The 19,340-nt window shown below is 37.7% G+C and carries 19 protein-coding genes; 8 read left to right on the top strand and 11 right to left on the bottom strand.

Annotation, left to right across the window (positions count from 1 at the left end):
* Positions 1-210: 210 nt before the first annotated feature.
* The 8 genes from clpX to G6N06_RS15605 all read right to left on the bottom strand — a co-directional run bounded on the left by clpX (position 211) and on the right by G6N06_RS15605 (position 6,890).
* A complete protein-coding gene (clpX, locus tag G6N06_RS15570; RefSeq protein ID WP_163517711.1) occupies positions 211-1,443 on the bottom strand; it encodes an ATP-dependent Clp protease ATP-binding subunit ClpX in 1,233 nt (410 codons plus the stop codon).
* A 60-nt stretch (positions 1,444-1,503) separates the two neighbouring features.
* Positions 1,504-2,187, bottom strand: coding sequence for an ATP-dependent Clp endopeptidase proteolytic subunit ClpP (clpP, locus tag G6N06_RS15575; protein WP_163517712.1), 684 nt, complete (start codon positions 2,185-2,187; stop codon positions 1,504-1,506).
* 131 nt (positions 2,188-2,318) lie between these two features.
* Positions 2,319-3,641, bottom strand: a complete 1,323-nt coding sequence (tig, locus tag G6N06_RS15580; RefSeq protein ID WP_163517713.1) for a trigger factor — start codon at positions 3,639-3,641, stop codon at positions 2,319-2,321.
* Positions 3,642-3,848: 207 nt separating this feature from the next.
* On the bottom strand, positions 3,849-4,196 hold the full coding sequence (locus G6N06_RS15585; RefSeq protein WP_163517714.1) for a phage holin family protein: 348 nt from the start codon (positions 4,194-4,196) through the stop codon (positions 3,849-3,851).
* A 24-nt stretch (positions 4,197-4,220) separates the two neighbouring features.
* The gene (locus G6N06_RS15590) at positions 4,221-5,081 is read right to left on the bottom strand and encodes a hypothetical protein (RefSeq protein WP_163517715.1); all 861 of its coding nucleotides are present in this window, start codon (positions 5,079-5,081) and stop codon (positions 4,221-4,223) included.
* Complete coding sequence (locus G6N06_RS15595) at positions 5,078-5,323, bottom strand: toxin-antitoxin system YwqK family antitoxin (protein ID WP_163517716.1); 246 nt, start codon at positions 5,321-5,323, stop codon at positions 5,078-5,080. The genes G6N06_RS15590 and G6N06_RS15595 overlap by 4 nt, the downstream gene beginning before the upstream one ends.
* Positions 5,324-5,350: 27 nt before the next feature.
* Complete coding sequence (locus tag G6N06_RS15600; RefSeq protein WP_163517717.1) at positions 5,351-6,115, bottom strand: alpha/beta fold hydrolase; 765 nt, start codon at positions 6,113-6,115, stop codon at positions 5,351-5,353.
* Positions 6,116-6,176: 61 nt separating this feature from the next.
* Positions 6,177-6,890 (bottom strand): pyridoxine 5'-phosphate synthase, encoded by a 714-nt coding sequence (locus G6N06_RS15605; protein WP_163517718.1) that lies wholly within the window; start codon positions 6,888-6,890, stop codon positions 6,177-6,179.
* An 87-nt stretch (positions 6,891-6,977) separates the two neighbouring features.
* Here G6N06_RS15605 and G6N06_RS15610 point away from each other — a divergent pair, with 87 nt between their 5' ends.
* The 8 genes from G6N06_RS15610 (at position 6,978) to murI (ending at position 15,200) form a co-directional block, all read left to right on the top strand.
* Positions 6,978-7,634, top strand: coding sequence for a CBS domain-containing protein (locus tag G6N06_RS15610; protein ID WP_163517719.1), 657 nt, complete (start codon positions 6,978-6,980; stop codon positions 7,632-7,634).
* 4 nt (positions 7,635-7,638) lie between these two features.
* Positions 7,639-8,520, top strand: a complete 882-nt coding sequence (locus G6N06_RS15615; RefSeq protein ID WP_163517720.1) for an NAD kinase — start codon at positions 7,639-7,641, stop codon at positions 8,518-8,520.
* Positions 8,521-8,619: 99 nt separating this feature from the next.
* A complete protein-coding gene (gene porG, locus G6N06_RS15620) occupies positions 8,620-9,309 on the top strand; it encodes a type IX secretion system protein PorG (RefSeq protein WP_163517721.1) in 690 nt (229 codons plus the stop codon).
* Positions 9,310-10,050, top strand: a complete 741-nt coding sequence (gene uppS / locus G6N06_RS15625) for an undecaprenyl pyrophosphate synthase (protein ID WP_163517722.1) — start codon at positions 9,310-9,312, stop codon at positions 10,048-10,050. It abuts the gene before it with no gap.
* A 4-nt stretch (positions 10,051-10,054) separates the two neighbouring features.
* Positions 10,055-12,604 (top strand): BamA/OMP85 family outer membrane protein, encoded by a 2,550-nt coding sequence (locus tag G6N06_RS15630; protein WP_163517723.1) that lies wholly within the window; start codon positions 10,055-10,057, stop codon positions 12,602-12,604.
* Between the two features lie 171 nt (positions 12,605-12,775).
* Positions 12,776-13,798 carry an OmpH/Skp family outer membrane protein gene (locus G6N06_RS15635; protein ID WP_163517724.1) on the top strand — a complete coding sequence of 341 codons (1,023 nt, stop codon included), beginning with the start codon at positions 12,776-12,778 and terminating at the stop codon, positions 13,796-13,798.
* A gap of 39 nt (positions 13,799-13,837) precedes the next feature.
* Positions 13,838-14,347: an OmpH/Skp family outer membrane protein gene (locus tag G6N06_RS15640; RefSeq protein WP_163517725.1), complete on the top strand. Its 510-nt coding sequence runs from the start codon at positions 13,838-13,840 to the stop codon at positions 14,345-14,347.
* A 73-nt stretch (positions 14,348-14,420) separates the two neighbouring features.
* A complete protein-coding gene (gene murI / locus G6N06_RS15645) occupies positions 14,421-15,200 on the top strand; it encodes a glutamate racemase (RefSeq protein WP_163517726.1) in 780 nt (259 codons plus the stop codon).
* Between the two features lie 161 nt (positions 15,201-15,361).
* Here murI and G6N06_RS15650 read toward each other — a convergent pair whose 3' ends face one another.
* The 3 genes from G6N06_RS15650 to G6N06_RS15660 all read right to left on the bottom strand — a co-directional run bounded on the left by G6N06_RS15650 (position 15,362) and on the right by G6N06_RS15660 (position 19,173).
* Entirely contained in the window at positions 15,362-15,880 is a 519-nt protein-coding gene (locus tag G6N06_RS15650; protein WP_163517727.1) for a gamma carbonic anhydrase family protein, read from the bottom strand.
* 268 nt (positions 15,881-16,148) lie between these two features.
* Positions 16,149-16,883 carry a LytR/AlgR family response regulator transcription factor gene (locus G6N06_RS15655; RefSeq protein ID WP_163517728.1) on the bottom strand — a complete coding sequence of 245 codons (735 nt, stop codon included), beginning with the start codon at positions 16,881-16,883 and terminating at the stop codon, positions 16,149-16,151.
* Positions 16,884-17,013: 130 nt separating this feature from the next.
* Positions 17,014-19,173, bottom strand: coding sequence for a histidine kinase (locus tag G6N06_RS15660; RefSeq protein WP_163517729.1), 2,160 nt, complete (start codon positions 19,171-19,173; stop codon positions 17,014-17,016).
* Positions 19,174-19,340: the final 167 nt, after the last annotated feature.

Below are 19,340 nucleotides of genomic sequence, written 5' to 3' on the forward strand. Positions count from 1 at the left end.
TCTTACAATTATGCCATTATATTTACACCGCAGTAATCATTAGAGAGGATAACATTGAGATTGAAACCGACTCAAAAGAGGTACAATCAATAGATTCTTATTGAAAATAAATCCAAAAGCATTGCTCCTGCAATATTAATTTTTAAATCCAAAAAATAAAAAAACCACCCTGAAAAGAGTGGTTTTGTTATTTTGATCTAATCTCCGATTTTAAGAAACTGCTTTCAATCGCTTTAAAGTCGATTTATCCAACTTATCCTCTGCGTAGTCTTTGGTAACATGAAGTTTTTTCTCTTTGCTACTTGGCAATTCATACATGGCATCCGTTAAAATCTCTTCACATAGCGATCTTAATCCTCTCGCTCCCAACTTGTATTCAATAGCCTTTGAAACGATGAAATCCAAAGCTCCGTCTGTAATACTGAATTTTATGTCATCCATTTCAAACAGCTTTTTATATTGTTTGATAATGGCATTTTTTGGTTGCGTCAAGATTGCTCTCAAGGTTTCGGCATCTAAAGGGTCCATATAACTTAAGACCGGTAAACGACCAATAATTTCTGGAATAAGGCCAAAATCCTTCAAATCCTTTGGGACAATATATTGCAATAGATTGTCACTATCTATGACATCATCTTGAGAGGCGGCTTTATAACCAATAGCTGCCATATTGAGACGTTTTGAAATAATACGCTCAATACCATCAAAAGCACCACCAGCAATAAACAAAATATGTTCTGTGTTGACTTCTATGAATTTTTGATCAGGATGCTTTCGCCCACCTTTTGGCGGAACGTTTACAGTAGTGCCTTCCAACAACTTCAGTAAAGCTTGCTGTACGCCTTCTCCAGAAACGTCTCGGGTAATTGATGGGTTATCACTTTTGCGGGCAATCTTATCAATTTCGTCAATAAACACGATACCTTTTTCTGCTTTTTCAAGGTTGTAATCTGCAACCTGCAACAGACGCGTCAAAATACTTTCAACATCTTCACCAACATAACCGGCTTCGGTCAATACCGTAGCATCCACAATTGCCAGGGGCACATTGAGCATTTTCGCAATGGTCTTTGCCATTAAAGTCTTTCCGGTTCCAGTTTGTCCAACCATGATGATATTGCTTTTCTGAATTTCAATTTCATCCTTGTTTGCCGGCTGCAACAACCTCTTATAATGGTTATAAACCGCCACTGACATCACTTTTTTGGTGTATTCTTGACCAATAATATATTCATCAAGAAACTCTTTAATTTGCTTAGGTTTTTTAAGCATCAATTCTGACGACAACTCCGCATTCCCACTTTGTTTTGACTCTTCCAAAACGATTCCGTGGGCCTGTTCAATACACCTGTCACAGATATGGGCATCCAAACCTGCAATCAACAAATTGGTTTCTGGCTTTTTCCTACCACAAAACGAACATTCTAAATCTTCCTTTGCCATAACTCTTTTAATTCTTCATTTATTCAAAATACACTTTTATCGCTATTGATAAGTGTGTAATTATATTTTCTTCGAACTAGATAAAACCTCATCAATCATGCCATACTCCTTGGCTTTTTCTGCTTTCATCCAGTAATCTCTATCACTATCCTCATATACCTTTTCATAATCCTGACCGGTATGTTTACTAATGATTTTATAGAGCTCCTCCTTTAAGGTTACAATCTCTCTCGCCGTGATTTCAATATCACTGGCCTGACCTTGAGCCCCTCCTAACGGTTGGTGGATCATAACACGAGAATGCGTCAATCCACTGCGTTTACCTTTTTCTCCTGCACATAACAAAACGGCTCCCATTGAAGCGGCCATTCCTGTGCATATGGTTGCCACATCGGGTTTGATGAGCTGCATGGTATCGTAAATACCAAGTCCGGCATATACACTTCCGCCGGGAGAATTGATATATATTTGTATGTCCTTGGCTGCATCGGTACTTTCCAAAAACAATAATTGTGCTTGAATGATATTCGCGACCTGGTCATTAATGGCCGTCCCCATAAAAATAATACGATCCATCATCAATCTTGAAAACACATCCATCGCAACCGCATTCATCTGACGTTCTTCAATAATGTTCGGCGTCAAACCAACAGGATACATACTGTTCATAATTTGATTGTAATAGGTACTGCTGATACCTTGATCTTTTATTGCGAATTTCTCAAATTCTTTTCCGTAATCCATAAATAGTATTTAGTTCTTAAATTCGTATAGCCCCAACTTCAGTGGGAAAATTGTATGACCATTACAGTGTCAAAAAAAAGCGTAAAACCTATCAGTTTTACGCTCTAAAGATAACGATTTAATTATAATTATTAGCTGTAAAACTCTTTTACAAAATCATCATAAGTAATTTCCTTAACCTTAAGGTTAGCTTCTTTTTTGTAAAGTTCCAGCAGTTTTTGACTCATTAATTGTTCTGACAAACGTCTTACCTCCTCTTTATTGGATAAAATACGAGCCGCAATATCCTCTAACTCTTTATCTTGAGGATCCATTTGGCCAAATTGTGCCATTTGCACCTTGATCATTTTCTTGGCAAAATCCTTCAAGTCATCAAACGTAACCTGCAAGTTATATTTTTCAATTAATTTACCTTCAATTAATTGGTAGCGCATGCTTTTTTCAGAATTTTCATATTCTTCTTTAGCCTGATCAGCGTCCATTGGATCTTCACCAGCGGTCTGCATCCATTTTTGCAAGAACGCTGCCGGAAGGTCAAATTTTGTGTTTTCCACCAAATATTCAGTGACATCATTCATGAATTTTTGATCGCCTTGTTGTCCGAATTGTTTTTCCGAATCTTCCTTGATCTTAGCTTTCAATTCAGTAACTGATGTGACCACATCTTTACCGAACAACTTATCAAATAACTCTTGATCCAGATCAGCCAATTCTCTGGTGTTGATTTCTTGAACGGTGAAGGTGACTTCAATGTCCAAATCATGGGCATCATCATGAGATACCTTTAAAAAGCTCATCAAATCATGACCGTCATTAAATAAGCCTTTGGTCTTTAAAGTGACAACATCACCAACTTTAGCACCAACCAATGCTTTTTCGGCAGCTTTGCTTTTTATCTTATCTAAAGTAAGCGTCGCTTTATTGTTGATTTCCTTTTCTTCATTCACAAAAACACCTACAATCTCTGAGTCGTTTGTAACCGTCTCCTGAGAAACCAACTTGCCATATTGTTTACGGATATGCTCCACTTGGCTGTCAATCATTTTATCATCAGCAACAATACTGTAATGCGTGATTGGCTTTTTGCTCTTGAGCTCTACTTCAAATTCTGGTGCGAGACCCAACTCAAACTCAAATGTGAAAGAATCAGCATCCCAGTCCAAATCATCTTGTGCTTTTGGCAATGGATTACCTAAAACATCCAATTTCTCCTCAGTCAAATACTTGTTGAGAGCATCCTGCAAAAGCTTATTGACCTCATCAACCAAAACGGCTTTCCCATACTGCTTTTTCACCAGTGTCATTGGCACACGGCCTTTTCTAAACCCTGGGATGTTGGCCGACTTACGATAATCCGCAAGAATTTTCTCTACCTTTGCGCTATAGTCTTCCTTAGCGATATCTACTTTTAAAACAGCATTTAATGCGTCAATGTTTTCTCTTGTAATATTCATATTATAATTAATAAAGCCAGATGGCATATTATTTTTAGTGATTTTAATTCTGCCAAAAACCTTCTAAAAAGTAAAGTCAGTTCAATTTAAGCTTAGTTTTTTCTTAAAAAAAGACCGCAAAATGCTTGTTGAACTAGCAGAAAATCGGGACGCAAAAGTACAAATTATTTAAATCTGAACAAAGTTTTTAAACACTTGATTTATAAGCTATTTTTTGTCTTTGTCTAACAGTGAATAAAGTACGGATTGCAGAAACGATAAAAGCACACTAAATAGGAGTGCAATCCAAAATCCATCGACTTCAAAACCACCCATAAATTCATCTGCCAATAGGATGATGCAAGCATTAATGACCAACAGAAACAACCCTAAGGTCAAAATAGTAATTGGCAAGGTTAAGATTACCAAGATCGGCTTTAAAATAGCATTGAGAATTCCTAGTAAGATAGCCAATATTATAGCTGAAGTAAATCCGGCAACTTCCACTCCTGGAAGAAACTTTGCCAATACCACCACAGCAATAGCCGTAAGCAATACTCTTATAATTAAGTTCATATTAATTGGATTAAGTTAAAACTGTCATTTTTTAGGTTTATTTTCCCGCACATTGAACAGGATAGGTAATGAATATGGCACCACTACAGGTTTGCCTCGCTGAATACCGGATTGCATTTTAGGCAAAAGTTCAATCACCCAAATGGCTTCTTTCTCCAGAACAGGATGGGTTCCTCTGGCTTGAATATCCACTGCTTTTCCTTCCTTGTTTATTTTGAACATTACCAGGATACGCTGACTTTGGTTCAAACCCAATCCAAGGGCTACATTTGGGTTAAACTTCGCACCTACAAATTGTGAAATCTTATCACTCATGCATCTTCTCCGTTCTTTATTTGAATACTTGTCTTCACACCCAGGATAAACCGGAACCTTTTCTATCGCACCCTCTGGAACTATCGTTGGTGTCAATAACGTATCAGAATCAGAAGTCAAGGCCCTTCCATTGTCAAACTTCAGTCTGGCCATCACTTTCCCAGAAGCATCATATTGCACCCAGTTTTTGTGAAGCTTACCTTCTTTATAATTCCCAGACCACACCAATTGTCCGTTTTCCAGATATCTTTTTTCTGTACCGTCCTTTTTATCTTTCCGCAAGCTGCCTTCCAATTTCAATTGTCCATTGGTGTATAAATTCTGATAAACACCATCTCTATAACCATTTTTGTATTGAACGGACCACTGCAATTCTCCATTGTCATAATATTGCTTCCAAACCCCAAAAAGCTCTCCATTGACAAAATTTGATTCTATTTTTAATTCACCGCTTTCGAGATACTCCTTATAGAATCCGTCGTTTAAAGCACTTTCATAAAATAGAGATCCACTTTCATAATACCCTTTTGTAATGTATTCATTGTTGATCTTCTTGGTTTCCCAACTCACTTTGCCATCGATAAAAAAGCTGTATATTCTCTATCCCGCTTGCCATCAGTATAAGTAAAGACTTCTGCCAATTGCCCATTAGGATGATATGTTCTCCATTCACCATCCTTTTTTTTATTTTTATATTGCCCTTCCGTCTTTAACTTCCCATCTTCAAAAAACTCTACAAAATCACCATCTTCTTGCGCATAAGAAAATTGAAAGCATATTATAAGTAAGAAAACAGAAGTGACTTTTACCATTGGATATTGTTTTTATGTATGAAGCGTTTAATTTAAAAATTCAATTACGGCATTATAAAAATCGGTCGGATTTTCAGCATGCAACCAATGACCGGCATTGGAAATCGTCACAATTTCAGCTTTCGGAAAGTGTGAATGAATCAAACTTTCATCTTGAAATGAAATATACTCAGAGCGATCACCACGTAAAAACAAGGTTTCCTTTTCAAACTTGGCATGCATCGGTAAAGGCTCTCCTACCTCATTCACCTGCTCTTTTAAAACTTCTAAATTGATACGTAATGCAAGTTTCCCTTTTTCTTTCCAATATAAATTCTTGAGTAAAAACTGTCTCGTCCCCGAATCAGAAACATAACGTTTTAATTCTTTATCTGCAGCACCTCTACTTTTAAGTTTTTCAAAGTCTAAAGCAGATAAACCATTCAAAATGTCATCATGATGGGTGGGATAATAGCGTGGTGAAATATCGGCGATGATCAATTTAGAAACCAATTCAGGGTATTCAACCGCAAATAGCATAGCAGTTTTCCCTCCCATAGAATGCCCTAAAAGAACGATGTCATGTATATTATGTTCATCACAATAACGCTTCAAATCTTCTACCATGACCTCGTAGTTAAATTCATCACTGTGAAAACTGCGACCGTGATTACGTTGATCAATAAGATGCACCTCATATCCTTCCTCACTGAATTGCGTACCTAATGTTTTCCAATTGTCGCTCATACCCAAAAATCCATGGAGAAAAACAAACGTTTGGCCTTGGCCTAAAATAGTGGAATGAAGATTCATGATGATTTATGATTGTTGATTTATGATTGTTGATTTATGAACGATGACTGAAGACTGCCTACTATTTCAACTGTCTCAAATACATATTGATTACATTTTCAATGCCCAAATACAAACTTTCAGAAATTAAGGCATGCCCAATTGAAACTTCCAACAAGTCAGGAATATTCTGCTTGAAATATTTGATATTATCTAAAGACAGGTCATGTCCTGCATTGAGGCCCAAACCCAGTGCACTGGCTAAAATGGCGCAATCTCTGTAAGGTTTGATTCCCATTTTATCTCCGAGACTGTAGGCGTCTGCATAGGCTTCAGTGTACAATTCAATCCTATCTGTTCCCGTAGCTTTTGCACCTTCGATTTGCTTCATTACAGGATCCACAAAAATAGAAGTGCGAATCCCGTTCTGTTTAAATTCTTTGATGACATCAACCAAATAGTCTTTATGTTTAATGGTGTCCCATCCCGCGTTAGATGTAATTGCATCCTCCGCATCAGGCACTAAAGTAACTTGAGTAGGCTTCACCTCCAGGACCATATCCATAAATTGCCGGATCGGATTGCCTTCAATATTAAATTCAGTATATACTTCTGACTTTAAATCATACACATCCTGATAGCGAATATGTCTTTCATCAGGTCTTGGATGGATGGTGACGCCTTGGGCACCAAACTTTTGAACATCTCTCGCAAATTGAACCACATTCGGAACATCCCCACCTCTTGAATTTCTAAGGGTTGCAATCTTATTGATATTTACGCTCAACTTTGTCATAGCTTTTATTTTAAAGGACAAAAATACAAAGTAGATCATGCTTTTTGTTGTTATTTTTAATTATTTTGCAAGAACAAAACCAAGAACATGCCATTACGAGAATATATTATTAACGATATTAAGCCACTAAACATAAATGATAAGGTAAGCGACCTTAAATTGATGTTCAATGAGCTGACGTATTCTCATATTCCAATTGAAAACAATCAAGCATATCTTGGATGCATCTCTGAGACCGATGTCCATTGTTTTGACGGCAAAGACACTATTTTAGAATGCAGCCATTCCTTAGAAGGATTTTTTGTGAGATTAGATACCCCTTGGTTGGATGTTTTGGAATCCTTTGCCCATAATTCATGCAATATTATGCCAGTATTAGATACTCAAAACAACTATTTAGGCTATTACGAGCTCAATGACATTATTGGAAGATTTAATGAAACGCCATTCTTTTCAGAACATGGCGGCACTCTAATCATTGAAAAAGGCATTCAAGATTATTCGTTTAGTGAAATCTGCCAGATCGTAGAATCCAATGACGCCAAGATTTTAGGCGCGTTCATCTCCAAAATGGAAGATGATCTGGTTCAAGTCACACTTAAAATTGGTAGTTTAGGGCTTAATGACGTCATACAAACCTTTAGAAGATACAGCTATAATATTATATCCGGCCACGAAGAGGACACCTATATTGAAAACTTAAAGGAGCGTTCAGAATATTTGAACAAATACCTTAATATGTAAGTCTATGAAAATTGCTATTTATAGTCAGAATTTCAAGAATAAAGAGACATGCATAGGGACACTTTTGAATTATTTGTCGCAGAAAAAAGCTAATGTTTTTATTGAAAATCAGTTTTATAGGCTTATCGACAAGCATTTTGACCTTAAAAACAATTATAAGGAATTTGAAGTTTTTCAAACCCTCGACAATTCCTTTGACCTGCTCATTAGCATTGGCGGCGATGGCACTATTTTAAGGGCAATAACCTATGTAAGTGATCTTTCCATACCCATTATTGGAATTAATACTGGCCGCCTAGGCTTTTTGGCAACGATACAAAACAATCAAATTGAGAGTGCTCTTGACAGCATTTACGAAGGCGACTACAGAATTTCAGAACGCAGCCTGTTAAGTATCGAAACCAATCCTGAAAACAAAGACTTAGTACAGCTCAATTTCGCACTCAACGAAATAGCCATAAGTCGAAAAAATACCACCTCCATGATTACGGTAAACACGCATTTAAATGGAGAGTATTTAACATCCTATTGGGCAGATGGCTTAATTGTTTCCAGCCCCACAGGTTCCACAGGATACTCACTTAGCTGTGGTGGCCCCGTAATTTCTCCGGACGCAAAGAGCTTTGTCATAACGCCTATCGCACCGCACAATTTAAGTGCAAGACCCTTGGTTATTCCTGACGACACCCAAATCCAATTAAAGGTTGATGGGCGCGAAGACTTTTATTTGATTTCATTGGACTCACGAATCGCAACTTTGCACAACAGTACCATTGTTACTGTCAAGAAGGCAAGCTTCAAAATAAAGATGATTGAACTCCATAGTGAGAGCTTTATTGATACCCTTCGCAAAAAACTGCTTTGGGGAGAGGATAAACGCAACTAAACAATAAAAGCTTTTAAATACTGTTTATCTGTAATACAATTTGATTCAAATTGTTATAGGCTAATCTTATTTATTATATTTGCAAACTTTTAAAATTATATGAGATATATCATTTTAATAATATTTAGTGTTTGTTTTATCTCGAACATACAAGCCCAAATTTACGAAGGTGGTTTATTCCTTGGTGGAAGCAACTTTATTGGTGATGTCGGCTCAACAACATACATTGCACCCAACAAGCCAGCAATGGGTCTACTGATAAAATGGAATAGAAGTCCGAGACATTCGTTCAGGGCTTCTCTAATGTTTACTGAATTGGAGGGCATTGATGGCCGTTCGAATGATCCGAGAAGAATTGCAAGAAATTATAATTTTAAAAATTCAATTTTAGAATTTTCGGCAGGTATGGAATTTACGTTTTTAGATTTTGATCTTCATAGTACTGATCCTCAAATGACCCCCTACCTTTATACAGGAATTTCAACCGCAAGACATAACAACTACTTCTTTCAAGGGGGTGTCCAAACCTCTGAGAATTCACAAAGTTGGGCTTATGGTATTCCTATGATTTTGGGATTTAAAACAACAACCATGTTAGATGGTGTCATACTAGGCGCTGAAATTGGAATAAGATATACCTTCTCAGATGAAATAGACGGTAGTGTTCCAGACGCACCTTCCAGAGCACCTTTTAGTTTTGGTAATTTAAACAGCAATGACTGGTATGTGTTTTCTGGGATTACCCTAACTTACACCTTTGGTCAAAAACCTTGTTATTGTAATTTTTAAGTGGATTTAAAAGAACAGATACATACCGACAAACTTCCCAACCATCTGGCCATCATTATGGACGGTAACGGCCGTTGGGCAAAACAACAAGGACTCCTTCGGGTCATTGGTCATGAAAACGGCACTAAATCCGTAAGGGAAGTCGTTGAAGCCAGTGCCGAAATCGGCATCAAACATCTTACGCTTTATGCATTTTCTACGGAAAACTGGAACCGTCCGAAAGTGGAAGTAAAAACACTCATGAAGCTGTTGGTCAAATCCTTGAAAAAAGAGATTAAAACTTTACAGGACAATGACATTAGGCTCAATGCCATAGGCTGTTTGAATGATTTGCCGAAAAAAGCAAAAGAAGAACTAGAAGAAGTCATAGAAAAAACCAAAAACAATAAGAGAATGATTCTGACCCTTGCACTGAGTTATGGCTCGAGAGAGGAACTCATAAATATGGTTAAAAAAATATCTGATAAAGTTAAAAATAATATAATTTCAAGCGATTCTATTGACGAATCCATTATTAATAAGCATCTTTACACGCAAAATTTGCCAGATGTAGACTTGCTCATCAGGACCAGTGGAGAACAAAGAATCAGTAATTTCTTGTTATGGCAAATTGCTTATGCTGAATTATATTTCACCAGTATTTTATGGCCCGATTTTAAAAAGCATGATTTATATACCGCTTTGATAGACTATCAAAATAGAGAACGACGATTTGGAAAAACAAGTGAACAACTCAGCTAATAACATGCTTTTGAAAACAATTTTTAATACCTTTCTCAGTGCCTTCTTTCTTTTAGTTTCCTTGGCATCTTTTGCACAGGAAAGCCCTTTTAGTTCTGGACAAAAATACACCATAGCCGAAATCATCGTTACTGGCGACACTAATTTTAGTGAAGCAACTATCGTTACTTATTCAGGCCTAAGAAAAGGCGAAGTCATCGCCATCCCTGGAGAGCGCATCAGCGAAGCTCTTAAAAAACTATGGGGTTCAAATCTTTTCAGCAGTATAGATATCTATCTCACCAAGACTGAAGGTGATCAGGCCTATTTGGAGATTAATCTTCAAGATTTACCTGAACTCAATGATGTGGAGATTAGAGGTGTCAAAAAAGGTAAAAAAGAAGCCTTAATAAAAGACAACAAATTGAACCGAGGTGTCAAAGTCACCGAAAACTTGATTACTACAACCAAAAACTACCTTACCAATAAATACAAAAAGGAAGGCTTTTACAATACCAAGGTCACAGTAACTACAACACCTGTAATGGACTCTATTGAGAAAAGCCGGGTCAATATGTTGGTGAACATAGAAAAGAACGATAAGGTTAAAATCAAAGAGATTGATTTTGTTGGGAATGAAAAACTGAGTGACAAAAAGCTCAGAAAAGCCATGAAACACACCAAGCAAAGAAACTTTTTACGTTTTCTGAAGCGTTCAAAATACGTGAAAGACAATTATAAAGAAGACTTGGTAAGCGTGATTGACAAGTATAAGGAAAATGGTTATAGAGATGCCCGTGTGATTTCCGATTCTATTTACACCAATGAAGACGGTACGTTATCAATAGCAATCAAGATAGAAGAAGGTGAAAAATATACTTTTGGCAAAATTGCTTTTGTTGGAAATACCATCTTTACTGACCAACAATTAGGTGCATTGTTGGGTATTAAGGAAGGAGACACCTATAATGGTGTGGAACTCAAAAAGAGAATTGCCGACAACTCAAGACCTGACGCGCAAGACATCACCAACCTCTATCAAGACAATGGTTATTTGTTCTCAACAATCAATCCAGTTGAAGTTAGTGCGGATGGAAATGTTATTGATATGGAGATCCGTATCTCAGAAGGAAAGCCGGCCTATTTTAACAATGTTACTGTTGTTGGAAACGACAAAACCAATGACCGTGTAATCTATAGAGAGTTAAGAACCCGCCCAGGGCAGCTTTATAGTAAGAGTGCCGTTGTAAGAACAGTGAGAGAGCTTGGTCAATTAGGTTTCTTTGATGCGCAGCAATTGAGCCCGAATTTCAAAAATGCCAATCCCAATGAAGGGACTTTGGATATGGAATATTCCGTTGTGGAAAAAGGATCCAGTCAAATCGAACTTCAAGGAGGTTATGGTGGCGGTGGCTTTATTGGAACACTCGGTCTGTCCTTCAATAACTTTGCCATAAAAGACATTTTTAAAGGCGAAGCCTACAAGCCAGTACCCACTGGTGACGGCCAAAGTTTAGCTTTGCGATTACAGGCGAGTCGTTTTTATCAGACCTATAGCTTCTCTTTTACTGAGCCATGGATGGGAGGAAAACGTCCAATCCAATTTTCAACCTCTTTATCGCATACCATGCAGTTCTTGTACAACCCTAGAACAAGAGATGCAGACAAAAGCAAGAGCTTTACTATCACCGGAGTTACTGTTGGCCTTGCCAAGCGTTTGACGCAGCCAGATGACTATTTCACTTTATCTCAAGCGGTAAGTTTCCAACATTACGATTTACAGAACTATAACACAGGTCTTTTCACCTTCGGTAATGGTTACTCCAATAACCTAGCTTATACTGTTGGCCTTAGCAGAAACAATACCCATACTGATCCAATTTACCCAACTGGAGGGTCAAGTTTTTCTGTTACCGCCAAAGTGTCTCCGCCGTTTTCACTTCTGAACAATGTTGATTATACTGCACTAAAAGACGAAAGAGCCGCATTAGACCCATCTGATCCTGACGACTACGCCCGTATGGGAGAAATTGATCAAGAGCGTTACAAATGGTTGGAGTTTTATAAAATTAAATTTAAAGGCGATTGGTACACTCAGATTATTGACAAATTGGTCATTAAGTCTGGTCTTGAGTTCGGTTTTCTTGGAGCATACAATAATGACAGAGGGGTGATTCCTTTTGAACGTTTCTTTGTTGGAGGCGATGGTTTAGGAAACTATTCATTGGATGGTAGAGAGTCCATAGCCATGAGAGGTTATCCAAACCAATCATTGTCATCACAAGACGGTGGAACTATTTACAACAAATTTTCATTGGAACTTCGTTACCCAATTACATTAGGTGCACAAGCAAAAATTTACGCTCTAGGGTTTATGGAGGGTGGAAACTCATTTGATAATTTCAAAGATTATAATCCGTTCAACCTTAAGCGTTCTGCGGGTGTTGGCCTAAGAATTTTCATGCCTGCGTTTGGATTGTTGGGCATTGACTTTGGTCATGGATTCGATGCACTTCCAGGTCAATTAGAAAAAAACGGGTGGGAAACCCACTTTATTATTGGACAGCAATTTTAAGTTTGGCATGGTATTTTCTATTGATACTTTGACGATTTAGTTGAAGTGTTAAAATTTTTTAGAATATATTTCGTTAATTTGAAAAATATTACGCTGATCAGACAGAGTCGTTAAGTTAATCTGTCGTTTTAGAATTTATAGCGTGACCAATAAATGATAAAATATAAACAGATGAAACACAAAGTTCTTTTTTTAGTGACCGTCATAAGTCTTTTGAGCTTTACTTCAAATGCACAGCGTGGTGTAAGAATTGGGTATATAGACACTGAGTATATTTTACAAAATGTTCCAGAATACCAAGAGGCCACAGCGCAGTTGGACGCTAAAGTCCTTCAATGGAAATCTGATGTAGAACAGCGATTGGCCGCCTTGGATCAAAAAAAATCACAGCTTAACAATGAGCGCGTGCTTTTAACCAAGGAATTATATGAAGAACGTTTTGAAGATATCAGCTTTGAGGAAAAGGAAATTTTGGATTACCAACAAAAACGATTTGGTCCAAATGGCGATTTGATGATTCAAAAGACTCAATTGATCCAGCCCATCCAAGATCAAATTTTTGCAGCAGTTCAGGAAATTGCGGGAAGCAGGGAATATGATTTTATTTTCGACAAATCGGCTGACGTTGTCATGTTATATGCCGCAGAACGTTATGATCTCAGTGAGTTAGTTCTGAGAAGTATCACCAGATCATCAAAACGAACGCAGGCACAAACCAAATCAGAACGAAGAGCCGCAGCAGAAGAAGATGTTGTTCCGGTAATCAATAAAGAATTGGATGCGCGTGAACAAGCATTAGAGGACAAGAGAAATGAACGTATAAAAGAGGCTGAAGCCCGAAGAGCAGAGCAACAGGCCATTAGAGACTCTATTAAGGCTGATGTTGATGCAAGACGCCAAAAAATATTGGAAGAAAGAGCAAAGGCCAAAGCTGAAAGAGAAAATAAAAATAATCCTCAAGACAGCACCTCGGTAAAGACTGAAACCAAAAGTAAAGCGGCTGAGGGAAGCACAAAGAAAACGGCAGCACAAATTGCCGAGGAAAAAAGACAACAACAAGCCGCTGACCGTGAAGCACGACAAAAAGAACTTGAAGAACGCAGAAATAAAATACTAGAAGAACGTAGAAAAGCAAAAGAAGAACGAGAAGCCCAAAAAAAATCTAAGGATTCCGTTCCAAACAACAATAACTAAAAACAATTAATAATTATAACACGTAATACTATTTTAAAAATGAAACATTTTAAGACCCTTTTATTTGCAGGACTACTTTTTATTGGAGCAACAAGCTTCACTAATGCCCAAAGTAAAATTGCTCATATCAACACGCAAGAGCTCATTAAATCAATGCCAGCAATGAAAAGTGCTCAAGCAGAACTAGAAAAATTGCAAAAAACATATGAGACTGAAATTCAAACCATGGCTACTGAGCTTCAAAACAAAATGAAGCAGTATCAAGCTGAGGTTGACAGCAAGACTGATGAAGAAAATGCCAAGAGATCTCAAGAAGTACAAGGTATGCAACAGAGTATTCGTGAATACCAAAACACTGCACAACAAGATCTTCAAAAAAAGGAATTTGACTTGTTAAAGCCAATTACGGATAGAGCTGAGGCATCTATCAAAAAAGTTGCAAAAGCACAAGGTTTCCAATATGTGTTGGATTCCTCTCCAGGTTCAGGTGTAATCTTAGCTGAAGGAAAAGACCTTATTGCAGACGTTAAAAAAGATTTAGGTTTCTAAATCTATCTTATATCGAAACAAAAAAATCACATGGAAAGCCACTTTTAACAAGTGGCTTTCCTATTTTTGTCCTATGAGCACGCAACCAATTGGCATCTTCGACTCGGGTATTGGCGGGACCTCTATATTTAAAGAGATAAAGGCTCTCCTTCCAAATGAGCATACCATTTATTTGGCAGATAGTTTTAATGCCCCCTATGGCAATAAAACTAAACGAGAAATCATTGATTTAAGTATTAAGAATACAGAGTTGCTGATCAAAAAAAAGTGTAAGCTCATTGTAGTAGCTTGCAATACCGCAACCACCAACGCCATCACAACATTAAGAGAGTCTTACGACATTCCTTTTATAGGCATTGAACCAGCCATTAAACCGGCTGCTTTGAGTACACAAACAAAAGCCATTGGTATTTTGGCCACCAAGGGCACCCTCAGCAGTGAGTTGTTTCATAAAACCACAGATCTTTACAGTGACGGCATCAAAGTGATTGAACAAGTAGGCGAAGGTATTGTGGCACTTATTGAAGAAGGGAAAACAAACAGTGAAGAAATGAAATCTTTACTGAAAACCTATCTTAAACCCATGATCGAAGCGGATATTGATTATTTGGTTTTAGGCTGTACACACTATCCTTATCTCATCCCATTATTGTTGGACATGTTGCCAAAACACGTCAAAATCATCGATTCAGGCCAGGCCGTGGCAAGGCAAACAAAAGCCGTATTGGAACAACGTCAACTTTTAAATACAACATCAACTCAAGGTGACAATCAGTTTTTTTCCAATGGTACCATTGACGTATTGAACGATATTTTAGACGGTAAATATAAGGTGCAATATTTGAAGTTTTGATTGGTCATCATCCCGAACATACCCTTTTCTCTGCCTGAATTCGTTGAGGCGGGCGGTGCACAAGGGTTAATGTTTGATCACCGAAATTAACTTTACCCTGACGTCCTGATTCTTGTTCTCTGTTCTTTGTTCTTTGTTCTTTGTTCTCTGTTTTCTGTTCCTTATTCTTCCTTAAACCAACCGGAATAGGTCACGTAATTTTCCGCAATCCGATGGATTTCACCCGAAATCAATTCAGCACTGATATCCTTTACTTTCTTTGCCGGTACACCGGCATAAATACTGCCTGATTCCACACGGGTGTTTTTGGTGACCACAGCACCTGCAGCAATAATGCTATTGCTTTCCACAACACAATCGTCCATCACAATACTTCCCATCCCTATCAAGACATTATCGTGAACAGTACAACCATGGACAATGGCATTATGACCAATAGATACATTGCTGCCAATAGTGGTGGGCGATTTCTGGTAGGTGCCATGTATAACTGCGCCATCTTGGATATTGACCTTGTCACCTATTTTAATATAATGGACATCGCCCCGTATGACGGCATTGAACCACACACTACATTGTGTTCCGATGGTGACCTCACCTACGATAGTGGCATTTTCGGCGATATAGCAATCGTCTGCTATTTGAGGATACTTTCCCTTTACTGATTTTATGATTGGCATATAAATTCCTTTTAAAAAAGAAGTCTCAGGAATGAAACTGAGATTTCCTTTGGGTTAATGGTCTATGTTGATAATTGTATTTTCTGTAAAAAACTAAAATCCTTCTAAAATAGAACTTCTACAATGAGATTCCTGCCTGCGCAGGAATGAAACTGAGATTTCCTTGTGGTTAATGGTATCTCTTGATGATCGTGCTTTTCTGTAAAAAATTAAAATCATTGAGTAATAGAACTTTTAAAATAGAGATTCCTGTCTGCACAGGAATTTGTCACTTAAAATAAGACAATAATTCTGATTTCCTGGAAGCGGACACCATAATCTGCTTGCCACTGCTCAGTTCAACACTACCGCCCTTCCCTTTTATGTACTTTACAATCTCGTTGACGTTTACCAGATAGGATTTATGCACTCTTGCAAAACCAGATTCGGATAAAGCATCTTCAAAATACTTCAAGGTTTTACTCACAAGTTTCTTTTTTTCGGTAGTTAAGTAAATTTCAGTGTAATTGTCATCGGCTTTACAATAAAGAATATCCACAGTACTCAATACCTCAAAACCATCTTGGGTTGGAATGGTGATTTTTCCATCGACACTCTTGGCCTTCGTAACCAGAATCTGATCTTGCAAGGCATCTTCTTTAGTTCTAATCTCCATCACATAATCTACGGCCTTTATCAATTCATCAATGGAAATGGGTTTCATCAAATAATACGATGCATGGGCATTTAGGGCATCCATCGCGTAGTGATTATAGGCGGTTACAAAAACGGTCTCAAAATTAATGTGGCCTACCCTATCCAACAGGTCAAAAGCATTCCCATAAGGCATTTCAACATCTAAAAACACCAAGTCCAAATCATGATGTCTTATGAGGACCAAGGCCTCTTCAACATTGGCTGCTTCCCCTAAGACCTCAACGCTAGGACAATATTTATCGAGGTAATTCTTTAGAATTTCTCTACTGGTTTGTTCGTCTTCTACAATAATTGATTTTAGTTTCATAAGAATGGGTTGGAAATTGGATGCACGAAGTTAGAAGGAAAACAGATCTAACCTTGTATTTCTATACTTTATTATACAATTCATATTCACAATAAACTTCGAGCCACACGCCTCGAGCTTCAAGCCTATTTTAATCCTTCTTTAAGGTTACCACTACCTTTGTCCCTACATCTTCAGCATCATGGAGGTTTTCCACAAAAACATCGACCTTATCTTTATACATTTCATTCAAAATGGCAACCCGTTTTTTGATATTTCCCATGCCTTTTGAATTTTGTTTCTTCTGATTTTCGGTTTTTAAGGCTTTTGAACGTTCTCTACCAATCCCATTATCGGCAATGGTAATGGTGATTTCGGTATCGTTTTTTTTGTGGATGTCAATATCCAGCCGTCCTTTTTCCAATTTGTAGCGCAGCCCATGCCAAACAGCATTTTCTATATAGGGTTGTAAGAGCATTGGCGGAATCTGATATTCATCAATATCAATGGATTCATCAACAGTAATGGTATAGTCAAACTTATCCTTGAATCGAAAATGCTCCAATTTGGTGTAAAGTTCTAATAGCTCAATCTCCTTTTCCAAAGGAATGAAATCTTCATCGCTATTCTCCAAAACGGCTCGCATCAGTTGTGAAAAATCAGAGAGGTATTTATTGGCGGTTCGTTCATCATTGGATGCGATAAAACTATTGACCGAATTCAAGGCATTAAAAATAAAATGCGGATTCATCTGACTTCTTAACGACTTCAATGCCAGTAGGTTATTTGCAAAACGCTGCTGTTTGATGTATTTGTACATAAAATACGCGGTGACCAATAAGAGCAAAACGCCACCAACAAGTGAATATATAATCAATTCCTGTCGTTTGTTACGTTCTGTGGTAAGCTGGAATAGACTTTCGGACAGTTTATTATCACTCTCCAAAGTGGTGATGCGATTTTGCTTTTCTGCAATATTTCGGTTAAAACGTGCGGCTTGAGACAGTTCCTGTTCCTTCCTGATATAAAGCTCATCAACAACTTCAGTATATGCCTTATATGTGGCCAGGGCCATCTTATAGTCACCGGCATCATAATACACGTCCGACAGTTTTCGTGTGGCATCCTTTTGCACGATTAGATCCTCCTTTTTATTGGCTTCCTTGATGCTTTTTTCCAGATAAGGAATGGCATTATCATAGTCTTTTTTAGCAAAATAGGCACTTCCAATCTTATAATTCTGTTTTTGGGAGGTCAGCGGACTTTCATTATCAATAACTGATTCCGTCTCTATAGCTTCAATATCCTTTAGGGCTTCCTTGCGCAGTTCAATTTCATCATTGTACAACTGATTGGTATTTTGAAAATCGGCAACCGTCACCTTTTCTTTGACGGAGCGCGCTTTGTTTTCCTTGGAGGCCAAACTGAGCGCATTCTTAAAATAATCCTGTGCTTGATTGGTGTTTCCTGCAATGTTATAGGTTTGCGCAATTTTTGAGTTGAGGTCCGTGATCTTTGGTTTGATCAAATGCCTTTGTGCAACAATAAGTCCTTTTTTGTAGTTTTCAATAGCCTTATCGTATTCCTTTATGGCCACATAGGTATCACCAAGTCCTTCATAGAGGACTGTCAATTGCCAATTGGATAAACTGGTAGTGATCAAGCTATTGTAAAGGCCAATACTTTCTTGATAACTCTTATTGTTTCTGTATGCTGCTGCCAATTTCAAATTGACTTCATTCGAGTCGGAATTTTGAATACTTATTCGATAATTGGATACGGCCAAGTCGTACTGTTTCCAATGTATATAGACATCTCCCAAAACTTCATAGGCATCGGCATTTTCTTTAGAAGACCTGCTTTGCAATAAAGCGTCGGTAATAAATTGAATGCTCTTTTCGGCATCTTTCTTTTGATAGGCAACAGCAGAGTCAATAAGTGCATTAAAGTTCTGCACATTTCGTTTATACTTAAAATCTGATGTTGATTCTCGAAGTGCCGGTTTCACCTCAACAGAAATGCGCTCATTGCTTGTTATAGTATGGTAAACCGTTTCAAAGTCCTTGTGCCTGATGACCAGCTCATCACCTTTTTTAACTTGAATTCGGAATTCGCCATCGCTACCCGTCACAGTATATGCTCCGCCATTGACTTCAATATTGACTTTTGAAATAGGCTTATAGGTATCACTTTCTCTGACCGAGCCTCTTACTATAAATCTAGTTTGTTTACTTTCGTTTTCTTGTGCAGGCATGTGCTGCGTCGTAAAACACAGGATAAGGATCAAGAAATATTTAAGAGTCTTTTGCATACATTTTTAACGGTTTAAAAATACTCGTTTTATTTGACTATTTAAAACGGGTGTTTTCAATTCACTCACTTTCTGATCCAATAAACGGCAGTTCGCTAATTCGTTATACCTCTTCACTAATTGATAGAGCACGCTCACTCATTCCAACTTTTTATTTCAGAAAGTTG

Source organism: Gelidibacter japonicus (assembly GCF_010725055.1).
Lineage (GTDB): Bacteria > Bacteroidota > Bacteroidia > Flavobacteriales > Flavobacteriaceae > Gelidibacter > Gelidibacter japonicus.

Coding starts and splice junctions, on each gene's coding strand:
- clpX (WP_163517711.1), bottom strand. CDS start 1,443: ATGGCAAAGGAAGATTTAGAATGTTCGTTTTGTGGTAGGAAAAAGCCA.
- clpP (WP_163517712.1), bottom strand. CDS start 2,187: ATGGATTACGGAAAAGAATTTGAGAAATTCGCAATAAAAGATCAAGGT.
- tig (WP_163517713.1), bottom strand. CDS start 3,641: ATGAATATTACAAGAGAAAACATTGACGCATTAAATGCTGTTTTAAAA.
- G6N06_RS15585 (WP_163517714.1), bottom strand. CDS start 4,196: ATGAACTTAATTATAAGAGTATTGCTTACGGCTATTGCTGTGGTGGTA.
- G6N06_RS15595 (WP_163517716.1), bottom strand. CDS start 5,323: ATGGTAAAAGTCACTTCTGTTTTCTTACTTATAATATGCTTTCAATTT.
- G6N06_RS15600 (WP_163517717.1), bottom strand. CDS start 6,115: ATGAATCTTCATTCCACTATTTTAGGCCAAGGCCAAACGTTTGTTTTT.
- G6N06_RS15605 (WP_163517718.1), bottom strand. CDS start 6,890: ATGACAAAGTTGAGCGTAAATATCAATAAGATTGCAACCCTTAGAAAT.
- G6N06_RS15610 (WP_163517719.1), top strand. CDS start 6,978: ATGCCATTACGAGAATATATTATTAACGATATTAAGCCACTAAACATA.
- G6N06_RS15615 (WP_163517720.1), top strand. CDS start 7,639: ATGAAAATTGCTATTTATAGTCAGAATTTCAAGAATAAAGAGACATGC.
- porG (WP_163517721.1), top strand. CDS start 8,620: ATGAGATATATCATTTTAATAATATTTAGTGTTTGTTTTATCTCGAAC.
- G6N06_RS15630 (WP_163517723.1), top strand. CDS start 10,055: ATGCTTTTGAAAACAATTTTTAATACCTTTCTCAGTGCCTTCTTTCTT.
- G6N06_RS15635 (WP_163517724.1), top strand. CDS start 12,776: ATGAAACACAAAGTTCTTTTTTTAGTGACCGTCATAAGTCTTTTGAGC.
- G6N06_RS15640 (WP_163517725.1), top strand. CDS start 13,838: ATGAAACATTTTAAGACCCTTTTATTTGCAGGACTACTTTTTATTGGA.
- murI (WP_163517726.1), top strand. CDS start 14,421: ATGAGCACGCAACCAATTGGCATCTTCGACTCGGGTATTGGCGGGACC.
- G6N06_RS15650 (WP_163517727.1), bottom strand. CDS start 15,880: ATGCCAATCATAAAATCAGTAAAGGGAAAGTATCCTCAAATAGCAGAC.
- G6N06_RS15655 (WP_163517728.1), bottom strand. CDS start 16,883: ATGAAACTAAAATCAATTATTGTAGAAGACGAACAAACCAGTAGAGAA.
- G6N06_RS15660 (WP_163517729.1), bottom strand. CDS start 19,173: ATGCAAAAGACTCTTAAATATTTCTTGATCCTTATCCTGTGTTTTACG.